The sequence below is a fragment of the Thauera sp. genome, from assembly GCF_034003485.1.
Taxonomy (GTDB): Bacteria; Pseudomonadota; Gammaproteobacteria; order Burkholderiales; family Rhodocyclaceae; genus Thauera.
In genome coordinates this window covers 115719-130860 of record NZ_JAVEYL010000006.1, presented here as the reverse complement: position 1 = coordinate 130860, position 15142 = coordinate 115719, and the positions used below count along the sequence as shown (strand labels likewise).

Below are 15142 nucleotides of genomic sequence, written 5' to 3'. Positions count from 1 at the left end.
TGCTGTCGCGAACTTCGAGTGCGCAGCACCGGGGGCAACAGGGCTGGTGCCTGCGGAGAGAATCCGCTAAAGTCGTTGACCATACGCGTAAGTATGGTTGACCAGCAAGTGCGGTCACCGATGTTTGGTCAAACGGTCGGCAAACAGGAGAGCGAACACGATGGATATCAGCAAGATTGGTGTGGTGGGCGCGGGCACCATGGGCAATGGCATTGCTCAGACCCTGGCCGTGGCAGGTCGGGAGGTGGTGATGATGGACGTCGGCGAGGAGCAGGTTAAGCGCGGTCTCGATACGATCGGTGCCAGCCTGGATCGCCTGATCAAGAAGGACAAGATGACGCTCGCCGAGAGGACCGCGGCAATGGCGCGCATTTCTACGGCAACGTCGATTTCAGCGCTGGCGGACTGCGACCTGGTCATCGAGGCAGCTACCGAGAAGGTGGATCTCAAGCTGCGCATCTTTGCCGAGCTCGACAGCGTGGTGAAGCCGGATGCAATCCTCGCCTCCAACACTTCGTCGATCTCGATCACGCGCCTGGCGGCGGGCACCAAGCGCCCCTCGCAGGTCATCGGCATGCACTTCTTCAACCCGGTGCCGCTGATGGCGCTGGTGGAGCTGATCAACGGCCTGCAGACCTCGGCGGCAACGTACACGGCGGTGGAGGAACTGGCGAAGTCGATCGGCAAGTCACCGATCAAGGTCAAGAACAGCCCGGGTTTCGTGGTCAACCGCATGCTGTGCCCGATGATCAACGAGGCTGTGTTCGTACTCGGCGAGGGGCTTGCCACGGCAGCCGAGATCGACGAGGCGATGAAGCTGGGCTGCAATCACCCGATCGGACCGCTGGCGCTGTGCGACCTGATCGGTCTGGACGTGGAGCTGGCGGTGATGCAGGTGCTGTACGAGGGCACCAAGGACCCGAAGTACCGCCCGGCGCCGCTGTTGGTCGAAATGCTCGAGGCGGGTTACCTCGGACGCAAGAGCGGGAAAGGCTTTTTCGAGTATCCCGCGAAGTGACGCCTGCCTGAATCCGGCCGTGTCAGTAATTCAAAAGCAAACGCCACCTGCAAAGGTGGCGTTTGTGTTGGTGCTGGGCGGTCGAGGAATCAGCCGCGGCCGGTGCGCATCGCGTCGAAGAACTCCGCGTTGCTCTTGGTGGCCTTGATCTTGTCGAGCAGGAATTCCATTGCGTCGATGTCGTCCATGCCGTACAGCAGCTTGCGCAGGATCCACACCTTCTGCAGCACGTCGGCCTTGAGCAGCAGTTCTTCCCGGCGCGTGCCGGAGCGGTTGACGTTGATCGCCGGATAGACACGCTTCTCCGCCATGCGGCGGTCGAGGTGGAGCTCCATGTTGCCGGTGCCCTTGAATTCCTCGTAGATCACGTCGTCCATGCGGCTGCCGGTGTCGACCAGCGTGGTGGCGATGATGGTGAGCGAGCCGCCTTCCTCGATGTTGCGCGCGGCGCCGAAGAAACGCTTGGGCTTCTGCAGCGCGTTGGCATCGACGCCGCCGGTCAGCACCTTGCCGGAAGCCGGCACCACGGTGTTGTAAGCGCGTGCGAGGCGCGTGAGCGAGTCGAGCAGGATCACTACGTCGTATTTGTGCTCGGTCAGGCGCTTGGCCTTCTCGATCACCATCTCGGCGACCTGCACGTGGCGGGTGGCGGGTTCGTCGAAAGTGGAGGCCACGACCTCGCCCTTCACCGAACGCAGCATCTCCGTCACCTCTTCCGGGCGCTCGTCGATCAGCAGCACGATCAGCTTCACTTCCGGATGATTGGCCGTGATCGCATGCGCGATGTGTTGCAGCATGACCGTCTTGCCGCTCTTGGGCGGGGCGACGAGCAGGCCGCGCTGGCCCTTGCCGATTGGCGCGATCATGTCGATCACGCGGCTGGTGATGTTCTCTTCGCCGCGCATGTCACGTTCGAGCTTGAAACACTCCTGCGGATGCAGGGGCGTGAGGTTCTCGAACAGGATCTTGCTCTTGCACTCTTCCGGCGGCCGACCGTTGATCTTGTCGAGCTTGGTCAACGCGAAATAGCGCTCGCCGTCCTTGGGCGTGCGGATCTCGCCCTCGATGGTGTCGCCGGTGCGCAGGTTGAAGCGCCGGATCTGCGAGGGCGACACGTAGATGTCGTCCGTTCCCGCGAGATACGAGGTGTCGGGAGAGCGCAGGAAACCGAACCCGTCGGACAGCACTTCAAGCGCGCCATCGCCACAGATCGGTTCGCCCCTGCGGGCACGGTTGCGCAGTAGCGCGAAGACGAGTTCCTGCTTGCGCAGCCTGTTGGCACCATCTACACCGGCTTCAGTTGCCATCTGCAGCAGTTCGCTGACGTGCAGGGCCTTGAGTTCGGACAGGTGGAGCGCGGGAACGTCGGGGTCGCGCGGCGTGGAAGACGCTTCCTCGCCGCCGTTGTCGACGTCGAACAGATCGTTCTCGTTCTGCGGATTCTGGGGGGGATTACCGTCCCGGTTGCGTGTGCCGCGACGACGGGCGCGCGACGAACCTCGGGAGCGGGCCGGAGCTTGGTCCGGCTTAGATGTTGCTGTCAATGAAGGCGGTCAGTTGAGATTTGGAAAGGGCGCCCACTTTGGTCGCCTCGACATTGCCACCCTTGAACAGCATCAGCGTCGGAATGCCGCGGATGCCGTACTTGGCGGGCGTTTCCTGGTTATCGTCGATGTTGAGCTTTGCGACCTTGAGTTTGCCGGCGTAATCCTTCGCGACGTCGTCAAGGATGGGGGCGATCATCTTGCAGGGACCGCACCACTCGGCCCAGTAATCGACCAGCACCGGGGTCTGAGACTGAAGCACTTCGGATTCGAAGTTGCCGTCGGTCACATAATGAATATGCTCGCTCATGATTCCTCACTTAAGGGCTAGCAGGTGTTGACGAGAGTCGATGACTTCGTTGTGTGATGTTGCTTCGGAGGGGGAGAAGTGCCTGCAAACACGCCGCGGGGGAAAACAGATGCAGCGGTATCGGACAACTCTGCGGAAGGTGAGCCCTTCCGTGAAGAAATTTTGTTGAAACTTATGCGAAGCTGTGTCCGCCGTCAAGGAAATCCGCCGAGGACGCGCTGCTTGCATCCCCGAGCGTGGCAAAAAAGCAAACGTCTGGACTATATTCTGCACCTCGACGCCGGCCGCCTGAACCGCCCCGCACCCTGAGCCCATGGAGACAAGCAATGACCTACGTTGTGACCGAAAGCTGCATTCGCTGCAAATACACCGACTGTGTGGACGTCTGTCCGGTCGATTGTTTCCGCGAGGGGCCGAATTTCCTCGTGATCGACCCGGAGGAGTGCATCGACTGCACGTTGTGCGTGGCCGAGTGCCCGGTGGAGGCCATCTTTGCCGAGGATGATGTGCCGCAGGATCAGCAACACTTCATCGCGCTCAACGCCGAACTCGCCAAGGGCTGGAAACCGATCGTCGAGCGCAAGGATCCGCTGCCCGATGCCGAGGAATGGGCCAAGGTCAAGAACAAGCTCGACAAGCTCGAGCGCTGAGCGCGCGCAAACACCGGCTTTGGCTGGCTTTGCGGCCCTTGGGCGATGCACTAAGATGGCAGCTGAGTTCAATATCCCAAATGACACGGCACGGAGATCGACATGCTGGTGAGCGAGATTCTCGCGATCAAGGGCAAGGTGTTATTCACCATTGCGCCGAACAGAAGCATCGCAGAAGCGATCGAGGTCATGAACGAGCAGGATGTGGGTTCGCTGGTCGTGTTCTCGCGCGGCGCAATGGTCGGGATGCTGACCTTCCGCCAGGTGCTGCAGGCGGTGCAGAAGGGCGGTGCCGACTGGCAGGCCCTGACCGTCGATGAAGTGATGCTGCGCGATCCGCTGAGCGCCTCGCCGAACATGGAGATGGACGAGTTGCGGCGGCTGATGGTCGAGCATCACCAGCGCTACCTGCCGGTGATGGAGGACTACACGCTGCTGGGCGTGGTGAGTTTTCACGATGTGGCCAAGGCGGTGCTCGAAGAGCAGAGCTTCGAGAACCGCATGCTGAAGAACTACATCCGCAACTGGCCTGCCAGCGAGGACGAGGAGAAGTAAGAGCAGGGCCGGAAATCTGTTCCGGCATGCGGCGGCACAGCCGTCGCGCCTCCATGGACGGGCGTGAAGCCCGTCCGGTCGACACCGCCAGATACAAGAGCGGTGGGGCCTGGTTGGAATGAGAGGCAGGCAACGGCCTGCCCGACGCCTTGGGAGGGCGGAGCCGGCAGGCCATAGAGGCCGCCGGCGGTATTTCCAGCAAAAAGGAGGAGACAAGGTGGAAAAAATCTGGCTCAAGAGCTACCCCCCGGGTGTGCCAGCCGAAATCGACGTCAACGAGTTCCGCTCGCTCGGCGATCTGTTCGATCGCAGCGTGAAGCGTTTTGCCGACAAGACGGCCTATATCTGCATGGGCAAGGGGGTCACCTATGCGGAGCTCGATGCTTTGAGCGCGCGATTCGGCGCTTTCCTGCAGGGCGAACTCGGGCTGCCCAGAGGTGCGCGTGTCGCGTTGATGATGCCGAACGTGCTGCAGTACCCGATCGCGATGTTCGGTGCGTTGCGCGCGGGCTACACCATCGTCAACGTCAATCCGCTCTACACCGCGCGCGAGCTTGGGCACCAGCTCAAGGACTCCGGTGCCGAAGCCATCGTCATCCTCGAGAACTTCGCTCACACCCTGGAGCAGGTGCGTGCGCTGGTGCCGATCAAGCACGTGATCGTCACCAGCCTGGGCGAGATGCTGGGCTTCCCGAAAGGCGCGATCGTCAATTTCGTCGTCCGTCGCGTGCGCAAGCTGGTGCCGGCGTGGACGCTCGACGGCCACCTGTCATTTGGCGATGCGCTCGCGCGCGGCGCAGCGCACACGTTGCAGCCGGTCGAGGTCGGGCATGACGACGCGGCCTTCCTGCAATACACCGGCGGCACGACCGGAGTGGCCAAGGGGGCGGTCCTCACTCACCGTAACATCATTGCCAACCTGCAGCAGGCGCATGCGTGGATCTCGCCCGTTGTCACCGAGGGCCGCGAGATCATCATCACCGCTCTGCCGCTCTATCACATCTTCTCGCTGACCGCGAATTGCCTCACCTTCATCAAGATCGGCGCGAGCAACGTGCTGATTCCGAACCCGCGCGACATCCCGGGCTTCATCAAGGAGCTGTCAAGGCACCGCTTCACGGTGATCACGGGCGTCAATACGCTCTTCAATGCGCTGCTGAACAATCCGGAGTTCGCGAAGCTTGATTTTTCATCACTGCGGGTTGCGCTTGGTGGGGGCATGGCGGTGCAGCAGGCGGTGGCCGAAAAATGGAAACAGATCACCGGCGTTGCGCTGGTCGAGGCGTATGGGCTGACCGAGACATCTCCTGCGGTCACCATCAATCCGCTCGACCTGACGGCCTTCAATCATTCGATCGGTCTGCCGGTTTCATCCACCGAAGTGAGCGTGCGTGACGACGACGGCATCGAGCAGCCGGTTGGTCAGCGTGGCGAGCTGTGCGTACGCGGGCCGCAGGTCACCCCGGGTTACTGGAATCGGCCGGAAGAGACCCGCCGCGTGTTTACCGCTGACGGCTTTCTGCGCACCGGGGACATCGCCGTGATCGACGAGAACGGCTTCATCACCCTGGTAGATCGCAAGAAGGACATGATCCTGGTGTCGGGTTTCAACGTCTATCCGAACGAGGTCGAGGATGTCGTCGCCAGCCATCCGGGCGTGCTCGAGGTGGCGGCGATCGGGGTGCCCGACGAGCGCAGCGGGGAGGCGGTGAAGGTCTTCGTCGTACGCAAGGATCCGGCGCTGACCGCGGAGGCGCTGATCGCGCATTGCCGCGAGAACCTCACCGGCTACAAGGTGCCGCATCGTGTCGAGTTCCGTGACGAACTGCCCAAGAGCAACGTCGGCAAGATCCTGCGCCGCGAGTTGCGCGAACACTGAGGGTGTCGTCATGAAAAAGAGGGTTGTGCATCGCACACATTCGTGATTAAACTCCGGGTCACTTAGCCAGTCGCTTCTATCAAAGCACCTTTCATGTTCCGTTCTGCGTTTTTCGCCCTCGTGTCCGTAGTCGTAGTACGCGTAGTAAGCGTAGGCACGCACGCGTCGTAACGGGACACGAAACACTCGAGCACAGAAATCTCAAACCCCCGTCGGCGCGCAAGCCCGACGGGGGTTTTGCATTTTGCGCCCGCCGGTCTGCTACCGAATCCGAAACCAAGGAGAGCAAACATGATGCAACTCAACGGCGCGCAATTGATGGTGCGCCTCCTCGAGCGTCAGGGCGTGCGCACCATCGCCGGCATTCCCGGCGGTGCCATTCTGCCGTTCTACGATGCGCTGTCCGGCAGCGACACGATTCGCCACGTGCTGGCGCGCCACGAGCAGGGCGCAGGCTTCATGGCCCAGGGCATGGCACGTGTGTCCGGCGTGCCGCAGGTGTGCATTGCCTCCAGCGGTCCGGGCGCGACCAACCTGGTCACCGCGATCGCCGATGCCTGCCTGGATTCGATCCCGATGGTCGTCATCACCGGCCAGGTGCCGCAGGCGATGATCGGCACCGACGCCTTCCAGGAGGTCGATATCTACGGCATCACGGTGCCGATCACCAAGCATAACTTTCTGGTGCGCTCGGCCCAGGAGCTGCTCGAGGTGGTGCCGGACGCGTTCCGCATCGCCATGTCCGGCCGCCCCGGTCCGGTGCTGATCGACGTGCCCAAGGACGTCCAGAACCAGCTCATCACCATCGACGAGGGCGAACTGCCCGCGCCTGCGGTGGCCGACCCTGCGCCGCAGCTCGACATGGCTGCGCTCGAAGCCGCCGCGCACATGATCAACGCGGCCGAACAGCCGGTGCTCTACCTGGGCGGCGGGGTGGTCGCCTCGGGTGCCGCGCCGCTGGCGGTGCAACTGGCCGAGCAGGCCGGGCTGCCGACCACGATGACGCTGATGGGGCTCGGTGCGATGCCGATCGATCATCCGCTGTCGATCGGCATGCTCGGCATGCACGGCGCGCGCTACACCAACTTCGTGCTCGAGGAGTCGGACCTGCTGATCGTCGTGGGCGCGCGCTTCGACGATCGCGCGATCGGCCGCGCCACGCAGTTCTGCCCGAACGCGAAGATCGTGCACATCGACATCGACGCTTCCGAGCTGCACAAGATCAAGAGCGCGCACGTCGCGCTGCACGCCAACGTCAAGTGCGCGCTGGAGGCCCTGCTGCCGCGCGTGCAGGCCAAGCCGCGCGAGCGCTGGCTGGCGCAAGTCGAGAGCCTGAGATCGCGCTTCCCGATGCAGTTTCCGGGGCAGGACGATCCGCGCAGCCACTACGGCCTCATCCACGCCGTGGCCAGTGCGCTCGACGATGAGGCGATCGTCGCCACCGACGTCGGTCAGCATCAGATGTGGGTGGCGCAGGCCTACCCCTTCCGCCGTCCGCGCCAGTGGCTGACCTCGGGCGGCCTGGGCACGATGGGCTTCGGCCTGCCGACCGCGATCGGCGCCGCGCTCGCCGAGCCGGACCGGACCGTGGTCTGCTTCACCGGCGACGGCAGCTTCAAGATGAACATCCAGGAACTCGCCACGCTCGCCGAGGAGGGGCTCAACGTCAAGATCGTGCTGATGAACAACAACGCGCTCGGCCTGGTGTATCAGCAGCAGACGCTGTTCTACGGCAAGCGCCTGTTCGCGTCCAGGTATCGCACCGAGCCCGACTTCGTGAAGATCGCCGAGGGCTTCGGCGTGCCGGCGGTCGATCTGGACAAGGCCGAGGATCCGCGCGCCGCGCTCGCCGAGGCGCTGCATGCGCCGGGCCCGTGCCTGATCCACGCAACGATTGACCGCGAACAATTCGTGTATCCCATGGTGCCGCCGGGTGCGGCCAACACCGAGATGATCGGAGGCTGATGATGATCGAACAGGTTGCCGACCCGATGCCGCAAGCGGGCATCGCCAAAGTTGTTCTGGAACTGGATGTGAACAACCACCCCGGGGTGATGAGTCACATCTGCAATCTCTTTGCGCGCCGCGCGTTCAACGTCGAGGGCATTCTGTGCATGCCGGTGTCGGACGGCAAACGCTCGCGCATCTGGCTTCTGGTGTTCGAGGACCATCGCCTCGAGCAGATGATTCGCCAGCTCGAGAAGCTCGAGGATGTGCTCAACGTCCGCCGCCATGGTGCCGAGCACGAGGTCTTCGAGCGCCTGGAGGGCTTCTTCCACTGAGGCACGGGCGGGTCGATCCAGTCGCGCCGATTGCAGCCCGGTGCGGGCTGAAGGGGACGGGGTGTGCGTGCTAGACTCGCGGCCCCGTCCCCGTTCATTTGAAATGCCCTGCACGTTACGCGCATGCCGTTCGGCTGCGCCGCGCCGCGGAGGCGAAAAGAGAGATTTCCATGTCCGGCAACACCATCGGCACGCTGTTCACAGTCACCTCCTTCGGTGAATCGCATGGCCCGGCGATCGGCTGCATCGTGGACGGCTGCCCGCCGGGGCTGGCGATCTGCGAGGCCGACATCCAGACCGAGCTCGACCGCCGCAAGCCGGGTACCTCACGCCACGTCACCCAGCGCCGCGAACCGGATACGGTCGAGATCCTCTCCGGCGTGTTCGAGGGCGTGACCACCGGCACCCCGATCTCGCTCCTGATCCGCAACCAGGACCAGCGCAGCAAGGACTACGGCAACATTGCCGACACCTTCCGCCCCGGGCACGCCGACTACGCTTACCTGCAGAAGTACGGCGTGCGCGACCATCGCGGCGGTGGGCGCTCCTCCGCGCGCGAGACCGCGGTGCGCGTGGCCGCCGGCGCGATCGCGAAGAAGTGGCTGAAGGAGCGCTACGGTATCGTCATCCGCGCCTGCATGAGCGCGCTCGGGCCGATCGACATCCCCTTCGTGTCCTGGGACGAGGTCGACGGCAACCCCTTCTTCGCTCCCAACGCCGCGATCGTGCCCGAGCTCGAGGCCTACATGGACGCGCTGCGCAAGTCGGGCGACTCGATCGGCGCGCGCATCGATGTGGTCGCCAGCGGCGTCCCGGTAGGCTGGGGCGAGCCGGTGTATGGTCGCCTGGACGCCGACATCGCCTACGCGATGATGGGCATCAACGCGGTCAAGGGCGTGGAGATCGGCGCCGGCTTCAGGTCGGTGGCGCAGCGTGGCACCGAGCACGGCGACGAGATGACGCCGGAAGGCTTCCTGTCCAACCACGCCGGCGGCGTGCTCGGCGGCATCTCCACCGGGCAGGACGTCATCGCCAGCATCGCGATCAAGCCGACCTCGAGCCTGCGCCTCGAGCGGCGCTCGATCGACCGCGCCGGCAATCCGGTCATGGTCGCCACCGAAGGCCGCCACGACCCCTGCGTGGGCATCCGCGCCACGCCGATCGCCGAATCCATGCTCGCGCTGGTGCTGATCGACCATGCGCTGCGCCACCGCGCGCAGTGCGGCGACGTACGCACCGACACGCCGCCTATCCCGGGGCTTGCGCCTGAGGGCAGCCAGCGCCTGCCGTCGCCGCGCTGAGCGCTGGCGACGATCATGACCCGTGCGCCGGGGACCGGTCCGTGGGAGCGGGCTTGCCCGCGAACCGGGCCTGCGCCGATCGCAGGCGGTGTTCGCGGGCAAGCCCGCTGGTACAGAAGACTGCTCCGGCAGGGGTGCGAACTCCGGACATGGGCTTGAGTCCGCGCCCCTGCGTGCGCCGCCGAGCTTGAGGCGCGTCCGATGATTCCTTACTGGCGCCTGTCGGCTTACTACTTCTTCTACTTCGCCTTCGTCGGCGCGTTCTCGCCGTACTTCGCGCTCTACCTGCAGTCGATCGCGCTCTCGGCCACCGACATCGCGCTACTGATGTCGCTGATGCAGCTGATGCGCGTGCTGGCGCCCAACCTCTGGGGCTGGCTGGCAGAGAGGCTCGGCATGCGCATCGCGATCGTGCGCCTGTCGGCGCTCGCCAGCCTGGCGGGCTTCTCGGTGTTCTTCCTGACCACCGATTTCGTCGGCTTGTTCGCGGCGATGGCGCTGATGGCCTTCTTCTGGAGCGCGGCGCTGCCGCTAATCGAAGGGCTGGCCTTCGCCCATCTCGGCGAGGCTTCGCATCGCTACGGCAGCATCCGGGTGTGGGGATCGGTGGGCTTCATCGTCGCCGTGCTCGCGCTCGGCCATTCGCTCGATCACCTGCCGATCGACGCCGTGCTGTGGGTGACGGCCACCATCCTCGCTGGCATCGTGTTGTGCAGCTTCATCGTCCCCGAGGCGCCGCGCCCGCCGGTGCAGCGCGAGACCGCGAGCTTCGGCGACACCTTGCGCCGCCCGGAAGTGCAGGCCCTGTTCGGTGCCTGCTTCCTGATGTCCGCGGCGCACGGCGGGCTCTACGTGTTCTACTCGATCTTCCTGGTCGACATCGGCTACGACAAGACGCTGGTGGGCTGGATGTGGACGCTGGGCGTGATCGCCGAGATCGTCGTGTTCATGCTGATGCCGCGCATCACGCAACGCTTCTCGCTGCGCGCCATCCTGCTGTTCTCGTTCGCGTGCGCAGTGCTGCGCTTCCTGATGATCGGCTGGGGCGCGGACAGCCTTGCGCTGCTGCTGCTGGCGCAGGTGCTGCATGGGGCAACCTTCGGCGCTTATCATGCGGCTGCGATCGCGGTGGTGAACCAGTGGTTTCCGGGGCGGCTGCAGTCTCACGGCCAGGCGCTCTATGGCAGTCTGTCTTTCGGCGCCGGCGGCATGCTCGGCGGGCTGCTCAGCGGTTACACCTGGGAGGGCCTGGGTGCCGCATGGACGTTTACGATCGGATCGGGGTTTGCGCTCGCAGGCTTCGTCTGGCTGCTGTTGGGCTGGCGCAGTCGGGGCGGTGCGGCTCGGCGGGCTGCCGGCGCAAACCTTTCGCAGTGAGGAGATGGAGAAAATGAAACTAATCCTGAACATTGCCATGCCGGTGCTGATCGCCGGCACCATCACCGCCGCCTGCCAGACCGTGCAGACCACCCAGGGCGGTGCGGTCGGCGTGCAGCGCTCGCAGTTGATGATGGTCTCGGCGCAGGAGATCGAGCAGGCGTCCAGCCAGCAATACCAGCAGATGCTCGCCGAGGCGCGGCGCAAGAACGCCCTCGATCGTGATCCTGCCACCGTGCAGCGGGTGCGTCGGATCGTGTCGCGCCTGACCGCGCAGACCGGCGCCTTCCGTCCCGATGCGCCGTCGTGGGCCTGGGAAGTGCACGTGTTCAGCTCCAACGAGCTCAACGCCTGGTGCATGGCGGGCGGCAAGATGGCGATCTACACCGGCCTCATCGAACGCCTCAGGCTGACCGACGACGAGATCGCCGCGGTGATGGGCCACGAGATCGCCCACGCCCTGCGCGAGCATGCGCGCGAGCAGGTGTCCAAATCGATGGCGACTGGGATCGGCCTCTCGGTGGCGGGTGCGCTGCTCGGTGTTGGCCAGGGTGGCCAGACCCTGATGAACCAGGTCGCCAAGGTGACCTTCGAGCTGCCCAACTCGCGCGAGCACGAGACCGAGGCCGACCGCATGGGGGTGGAACTGGCGGCGCGCGCCGGCTATGACCCGCGCGCGGCGGTCACGCTGTGGAACAAGATGGCCTCGCAGTCGGCCGGTGCGCCGCCGCAGTGGCTGTCCACTCACCCCTCCCATGCCAACCGCCAGCGCGATCTGGGCGAATACGCCGCGCGCGTGATGCCGCTCTACCAGGGCGCGCGACGCTGAGGCCGGGGCGCGCTGTTCAGTCCTGTCGCCTTTGTGAAATAATCATTGTCTTTTTTTGACGTGGAATCACCGGGATGCATGCTCAAACGCTGTACGAAAAGCTCTGGTCCAGTCATGTCGTCCACCAGGAGGCCGACGGCACGGCGCTGATCTACATCGACCGTCACCTCGTCCATGAAGTGACCAGCCCGCAGGCCTTCGAGGGCCTCAAGCTGGCCGGGCGCAAGCCGTGGCGGATCAGCTCGATCGTCGCCACCGCCGACCACAACACGCCCACCGACCACTGGGACCTCGGCATCCAGGACCCGGTGTCGCGGCAGCAGGTCGAGACGCTCGACGCCAACATCCGCGAGGTCGGCTCGCTCGCCTACTTCCCGTTCAAGGACGCGCGCCAGGGCATCGTGCACGTCATCGGCCCGGAGAACGGTGCCACGCTGCCGGGCATGACCGTGGTCTGCGGCGACTCGCACACCTCCACCCACGGCGCCTTCGGCTGCCTGGCGCACGGCATCGGCACCTCCGAGGTCGAGCACGTGATGGCGACCCAGTGCCTGCTGCAGAAGAAGTCGAAGACCCTGCTGATCAAGGTCGATGGCCAACTCGGCAAGGGTGTCACCGCCAAGGACGTCGTGCTCGCCATCATCGGCAGGATCGGCACCGCGGGCGGCACCGGCTATGCGATGGAGTTCGGCGGCAGCGCGATCCGCGCGCTGTCGATGGAAGGCCGCATGACCATCTGCAACATGGCGATCGAGGCGGGCGCACGCGCCGGCATGGTCGGCGTGGACGAGACCACCATCGCCTACCTGAAGGACCGCCCGTTCTCGCCCAAGGGCGAGCAGTGGGAGCAGGCGGTCGACTACTGGCGCAGCCTGCACAGCGACGAGGGCGCGGAGTTCGACAAGGTCGTGGAGCTGAAGGCCGAGGACATCCAGCCGCAGGTCACCTGGGGCACGTCGCCCGAGATGGTCACCACGGTCGACGGCCGCGTGCCGGACCCCGCCAAGCTCACCGATCCGGTGCGCCGCGAAGGCGTCGAGCGCGCGCTCAAGTACATGGGCCTCACGGCCAACACCCCGATCACCGACATCGCGGTCGACCAGGTTTTCATCGGCTCGTGCACCAACTCGCGCATCGAGGACCTGCGTGAAGCCGCCGCCGTGGCCAAGGGGCGCAGCAAGGCACCCAGCGTCAAGCGTGTGCTGGTGGTGCCGGGCTCGGGGCTGGTCAAGCGCCAGGCCGAAGAAGAAGGGCTGGACAAGGTTTTCCTCGCCGCCGGCTTCGAGTGGCGCGAGCCGGGCTGTTCGATGTGCCTGGCGATGAACGCCGACCGCCTCGAACCGGGTGAGCGTTGCGCGTCGACCTCGAACCGCAACTTCGAGGGCCGTCAGGGCGCGGGGGGCCGTACGCATCTGGTCAGCCCGGCAATGGCCGCGGCCGCCGCGGTGACGGGGCACTTCACCGACGTGCGCACGCTGGCCTGAGCGCCGGCGCCAGATCGAGGGCATTGCAATGAAGAAACTTGCGCTGATCGTCGCCGCGCTTGCCGCCGGCTTCGTCTCCATCGCCTGCAACACCGTGCACGGCGTCGGCAAGGATATCGAAAGGGGTGGCGAGGCCATCCAGAGGGCAGTGAAATAATGAATCCGTTTACCCAACTCGACGGCCTGGTCGCGCCGCTCGACCGCGCCAACGTCGACACCGACGCGATCATCCCGAAGCAGTTCCTGAAGTCGATCAAGCGCAGCGGCTTCGGCCCCAATGCCTTCGACGAATGGCGCTACCTCGACGTCGGCCAGCCCGGCCAGGACAACAGCCAGCGTCCGCTCAATCCCGACTTCGTGCTCAACAAGCCGCGCTACCAGGGCGCGCAGATCCTGCTCACGCGTGACAACTTCGGCTGCGGCAGCTCGCGCGAGCACGCACCATGGGCGCTCGAGGACTACGGCTTTCGCGTTCTCATCGGGCCGAGCTTCGCCGACATCTTCTTCAACAACAGCTTCAAGAACGGCCTGCTGCCGATCCAGCTCGACGCGGCCGAGGTCGACGAGCTGTTCCGCCAGTGCGAGGCGAGCGAAGGCTATCGCCTGAAGGTCGATCTCGCCGCGCAGACCATCACCCGCCCGGACGGCAAGTCGATCGCCTTCGACATCGACGCCTTCCGCAAGGAATGCCTGCTCAACGGCTGGGACGACATCGGCCTCACGCTGCGCCACGCCGACAAGATCCGCGCCTTCGAGGACAAGCGCCGCGCCGATCACCCCTACTACTTTGCCTGAGCCGGCCTGGCTCACCGAACCAAGGAAAACGATTCGATGAAGATTTGCGTGCTGCCGGGTGACGGCATCGGTCCCGAGATCATGGCGCAGGCCGTGCGCGTGTTGAATGCGCTCGAACTCAAGTTCGAGATGGAAGAAGCCCTGGTGGGCGGCTGCGCGGTGGATGCCACCGGCAACCCGCTGCCCGAGGCCACCCTCAAGCTCGCGCGCGACGCCGACGCCATCCTGCTCGGCGCCGTTGGTGGCCCGAAGTGGGACAACCACCCGCGCAACCAGCGACCAGAACTTGGCCTGCTCGGCATCCGCAAGGAGCTGGCCCTGTTCGCCAACCTGCGTCCGGCCATCCTGTATCCGGAACTGGCGAACGCCTCGACGCTCAAGCCCGAGATCGTCGCCGGCCTCGACATCCTGATCGTGCGCGAGCTGACCGGCGACATCTATTTCGGTCAGCCGCGCGGCATCGAGATGCGCGAGGTCAACGGCGAAACCCAGCGCGTGGGCTGGAACACCATGATCTACGCCGAGTACGAGATCCGCCGCATCCTGCGCGTGGCCTTCGAGGCCGCGATGAAGCGTGGCAAGCGCCTGTGCTCGGTCGACAAGATGAACGTGCTCGAGACCACCCAGCTCTGGCGTGACATCGCGATCGAGGTCAGCAAGGAGTTCCCCGAGGTCGAGCTGACCCACATGCTGGTCGATAACGCCGCCATGCAGCTCGTGCGTGCGCCCAAGCAGTTCGACGTCATGGTCACCGGCAACATGTTCGGCGACATCCTGTCGGACGAGGCCTCGATGCTCACCGGCTCGATCGGCATGCTGCCCTCGGCCTCGCTCAACGCCGACAACAAGGGCATGTACGAGCCCTCGCACGGCTCCGCCCCGGACATCGCCGGCAAGGATCTCGCCAACCCGCTCGCCACCATCCTGTCGGCGGCGATGATGCTGCGCTATACCTTCAATCAGGAAGCGGCCGCGCAGCGCATCGAGCGTGCGGTCAAGAAGGTGCTTGCCCAGGGCTATCGCACCGGCGACATCTACGAGCCGGGTACCAAGCGCGTCGGCACGCGCGAGATGGGCGACGCGGTGCTTGCAGCGCTGTAAGCTGTTGCATCCGAACG

The 15142-nt window shown here is 64.9% G+C and carries 15 protein-coding genes; 13 read left to right on the top strand and 2 right to left on the bottom strand.

Translation table 11 applies throughout. The features are described 5' to 3' along the window. Positions 1 to 160: 160 nt before the first annotated feature. Positions 161 to 1018 carry a 3-hydroxybutyryl-CoA dehydrogenase gene (locus RBT54_RS05005; protein ID WP_320364731.1) on the top strand — a complete coding sequence of 286 codons (858 nt, stop codon included), beginning with the start codon at positions 161 to 163 and terminating at the stop codon, positions 1016 to 1018. 89 nt (positions 1019 to 1107) lie between these two features. Here RBT54_RS05005 and rho read toward each other — a convergent pair whose 3' ends face one another. Both rho and trxA read right to left on the bottom strand, forming a co-directional pair. Next, positions 1108 to 2367 (bottom strand): transcription termination factor Rho, encoded by a 1260-nt coding sequence (gene rho, locus RBT54_RS05000; RefSeq protein ID WP_320364767.1) that lies wholly within the window; start codon positions 2365 to 2367, stop codon positions 1108 to 1110. A 178-nt stretch (positions 2368 to 2545) separates the two neighbouring features. Next, on the bottom strand, positions 2546 to 2872 hold the full coding sequence (gene trxA, locus RBT54_RS04995) for a thioredoxin TrxA (protein ID WP_320364730.1): 327 nt from the start codon (positions 2870 to 2872) through the stop codon (positions 2546 to 2548). Between the two features lie 326 nt (positions 2873 to 3198). On the opposite strand from trxA, the gene fdxA reads away from it, so the two are divergent. From fdxA to leuB, 12 genes are all read left to right on the top strand, one after another. Next, on the top strand, positions 3199 to 3522 hold the full coding sequence (gene fdxA, locus RBT54_RS04990; RefSeq protein WP_320364728.1) for a ferredoxin FdxA: 324 nt from the start codon (positions 3199 to 3201) through the stop codon (positions 3520 to 3522). 102 nt (positions 3523 to 3624) lie between these two features. Further along, the gene (locus tag RBT54_RS04985; protein ID WP_320364726.1) at positions 3625 to 4077 is read left to right on the top strand and encodes a CBS domain-containing protein; all 453 of its coding nucleotides are present in this window, start codon (positions 3625 to 3627) and stop codon (positions 4075 to 4077) included. A gap of 217 nt (positions 4078 to 4294) precedes the next feature. Beyond that, positions 4295 to 5956 carry a long-chain-fatty-acid--CoA ligase gene (locus RBT54_RS04980; RefSeq protein WP_320364724.1) on the top strand — a complete coding sequence of 554 codons (1662 nt, stop codon included), beginning with the start codon at positions 4295 to 4297 and terminating at the stop codon, positions 5954 to 5956. 291 nt (positions 5957 to 6247) lie between these two features. After that, positions 6248 to 7921 carry an acetolactate synthase large subunit gene (gene ilvB, locus RBT54_RS04975; protein ID WP_320364722.1) on the top strand — a complete coding sequence of 558 codons (1674 nt, stop codon included), beginning with the start codon at positions 6248 to 6250 and terminating at the stop codon, positions 7919 to 7921. After that, positions 7921 to 8238 (top strand): acetolactate synthase small subunit, encoded by a 318-nt coding sequence (ilvN, locus tag RBT54_RS04970; RefSeq protein WP_320364720.1) that lies wholly within the window; start codon positions 7921 to 7923, stop codon positions 8236 to 8238. Before ilvB ends, ilvN begins: the two co-directional genes overlap by 1 nt. Before the next feature lie 170 nt (positions 8239 to 8408). Beyond that, complete coding sequence (gene aroC / locus RBT54_RS04965) at positions 8409 to 9539, top strand: chorismate synthase (RefSeq protein ID WP_320364718.1); 1131 nt, start codon at positions 8409 to 8411, stop codon at positions 9537 to 9539. Between the two features lie 201 nt (positions 9540 to 9740). After that, the gene (locus RBT54_RS04960; RefSeq protein WP_320364716.1) at positions 9741 to 10916 is read left to right on the top strand and encodes an MFS transporter; all 1176 of its coding nucleotides are present in this window, start codon (positions 9741 to 9743) and stop codon (positions 10914 to 10916) included. A gap of 13 nt (positions 10917 to 10929) precedes the next feature. Continuing rightward, complete coding sequence (locus RBT54_RS04955; RefSeq protein ID WP_320364714.1) at positions 10930 to 11745, top strand: M48 family metallopeptidase; 816 nt, start codon at positions 10930 to 10932, stop codon at positions 11743 to 11745. A gap of 74 nt (positions 11746 to 11819) precedes the next feature. Then, on the top strand, positions 11820 to 13229 hold the full coding sequence (gene leuC, locus RBT54_RS04950) for a 3-isopropylmalate dehydratase large subunit (RefSeq protein WP_320364712.1): 1410 nt from the start codon (positions 11820 to 11822) through the stop codon (positions 13227 to 13229). Positions 13230 to 13257: 28 nt separating this feature from the next. Further along, the gene (locus tag RBT54_RS04945; RefSeq protein WP_320364710.1) at positions 13258 to 13386 is read left to right on the top strand and encodes an entericidin A/B family lipoprotein; all 129 of its coding nucleotides are present in this window, start codon (positions 13258 to 13260) and stop codon (positions 13384 to 13386) included. Further along, complete coding sequence (gene leuD, locus RBT54_RS04940) at positions 13386 to 14024, top strand: 3-isopropylmalate dehydratase small subunit (RefSeq protein WP_320364708.1); 639 nt, start codon at positions 13386 to 13388, stop codon at positions 14022 to 14024. The genes RBT54_RS04945 and leuD overlap by 1 nt, the downstream gene beginning before the upstream one ends. A gap of 36 nt (positions 14025 to 14060) precedes the next feature. Further along, positions 14061 to 15125 (top strand): 3-isopropylmalate dehydrogenase, encoded by a 1065-nt coding sequence (leuB, locus tag RBT54_RS04935; protein WP_320364706.1) that lies wholly within the window; start codon positions 14061 to 14063, stop codon positions 15123 to 15125. The last annotated feature ends 17 nt before the right edge of the window (positions 15126 to 15142 follow it).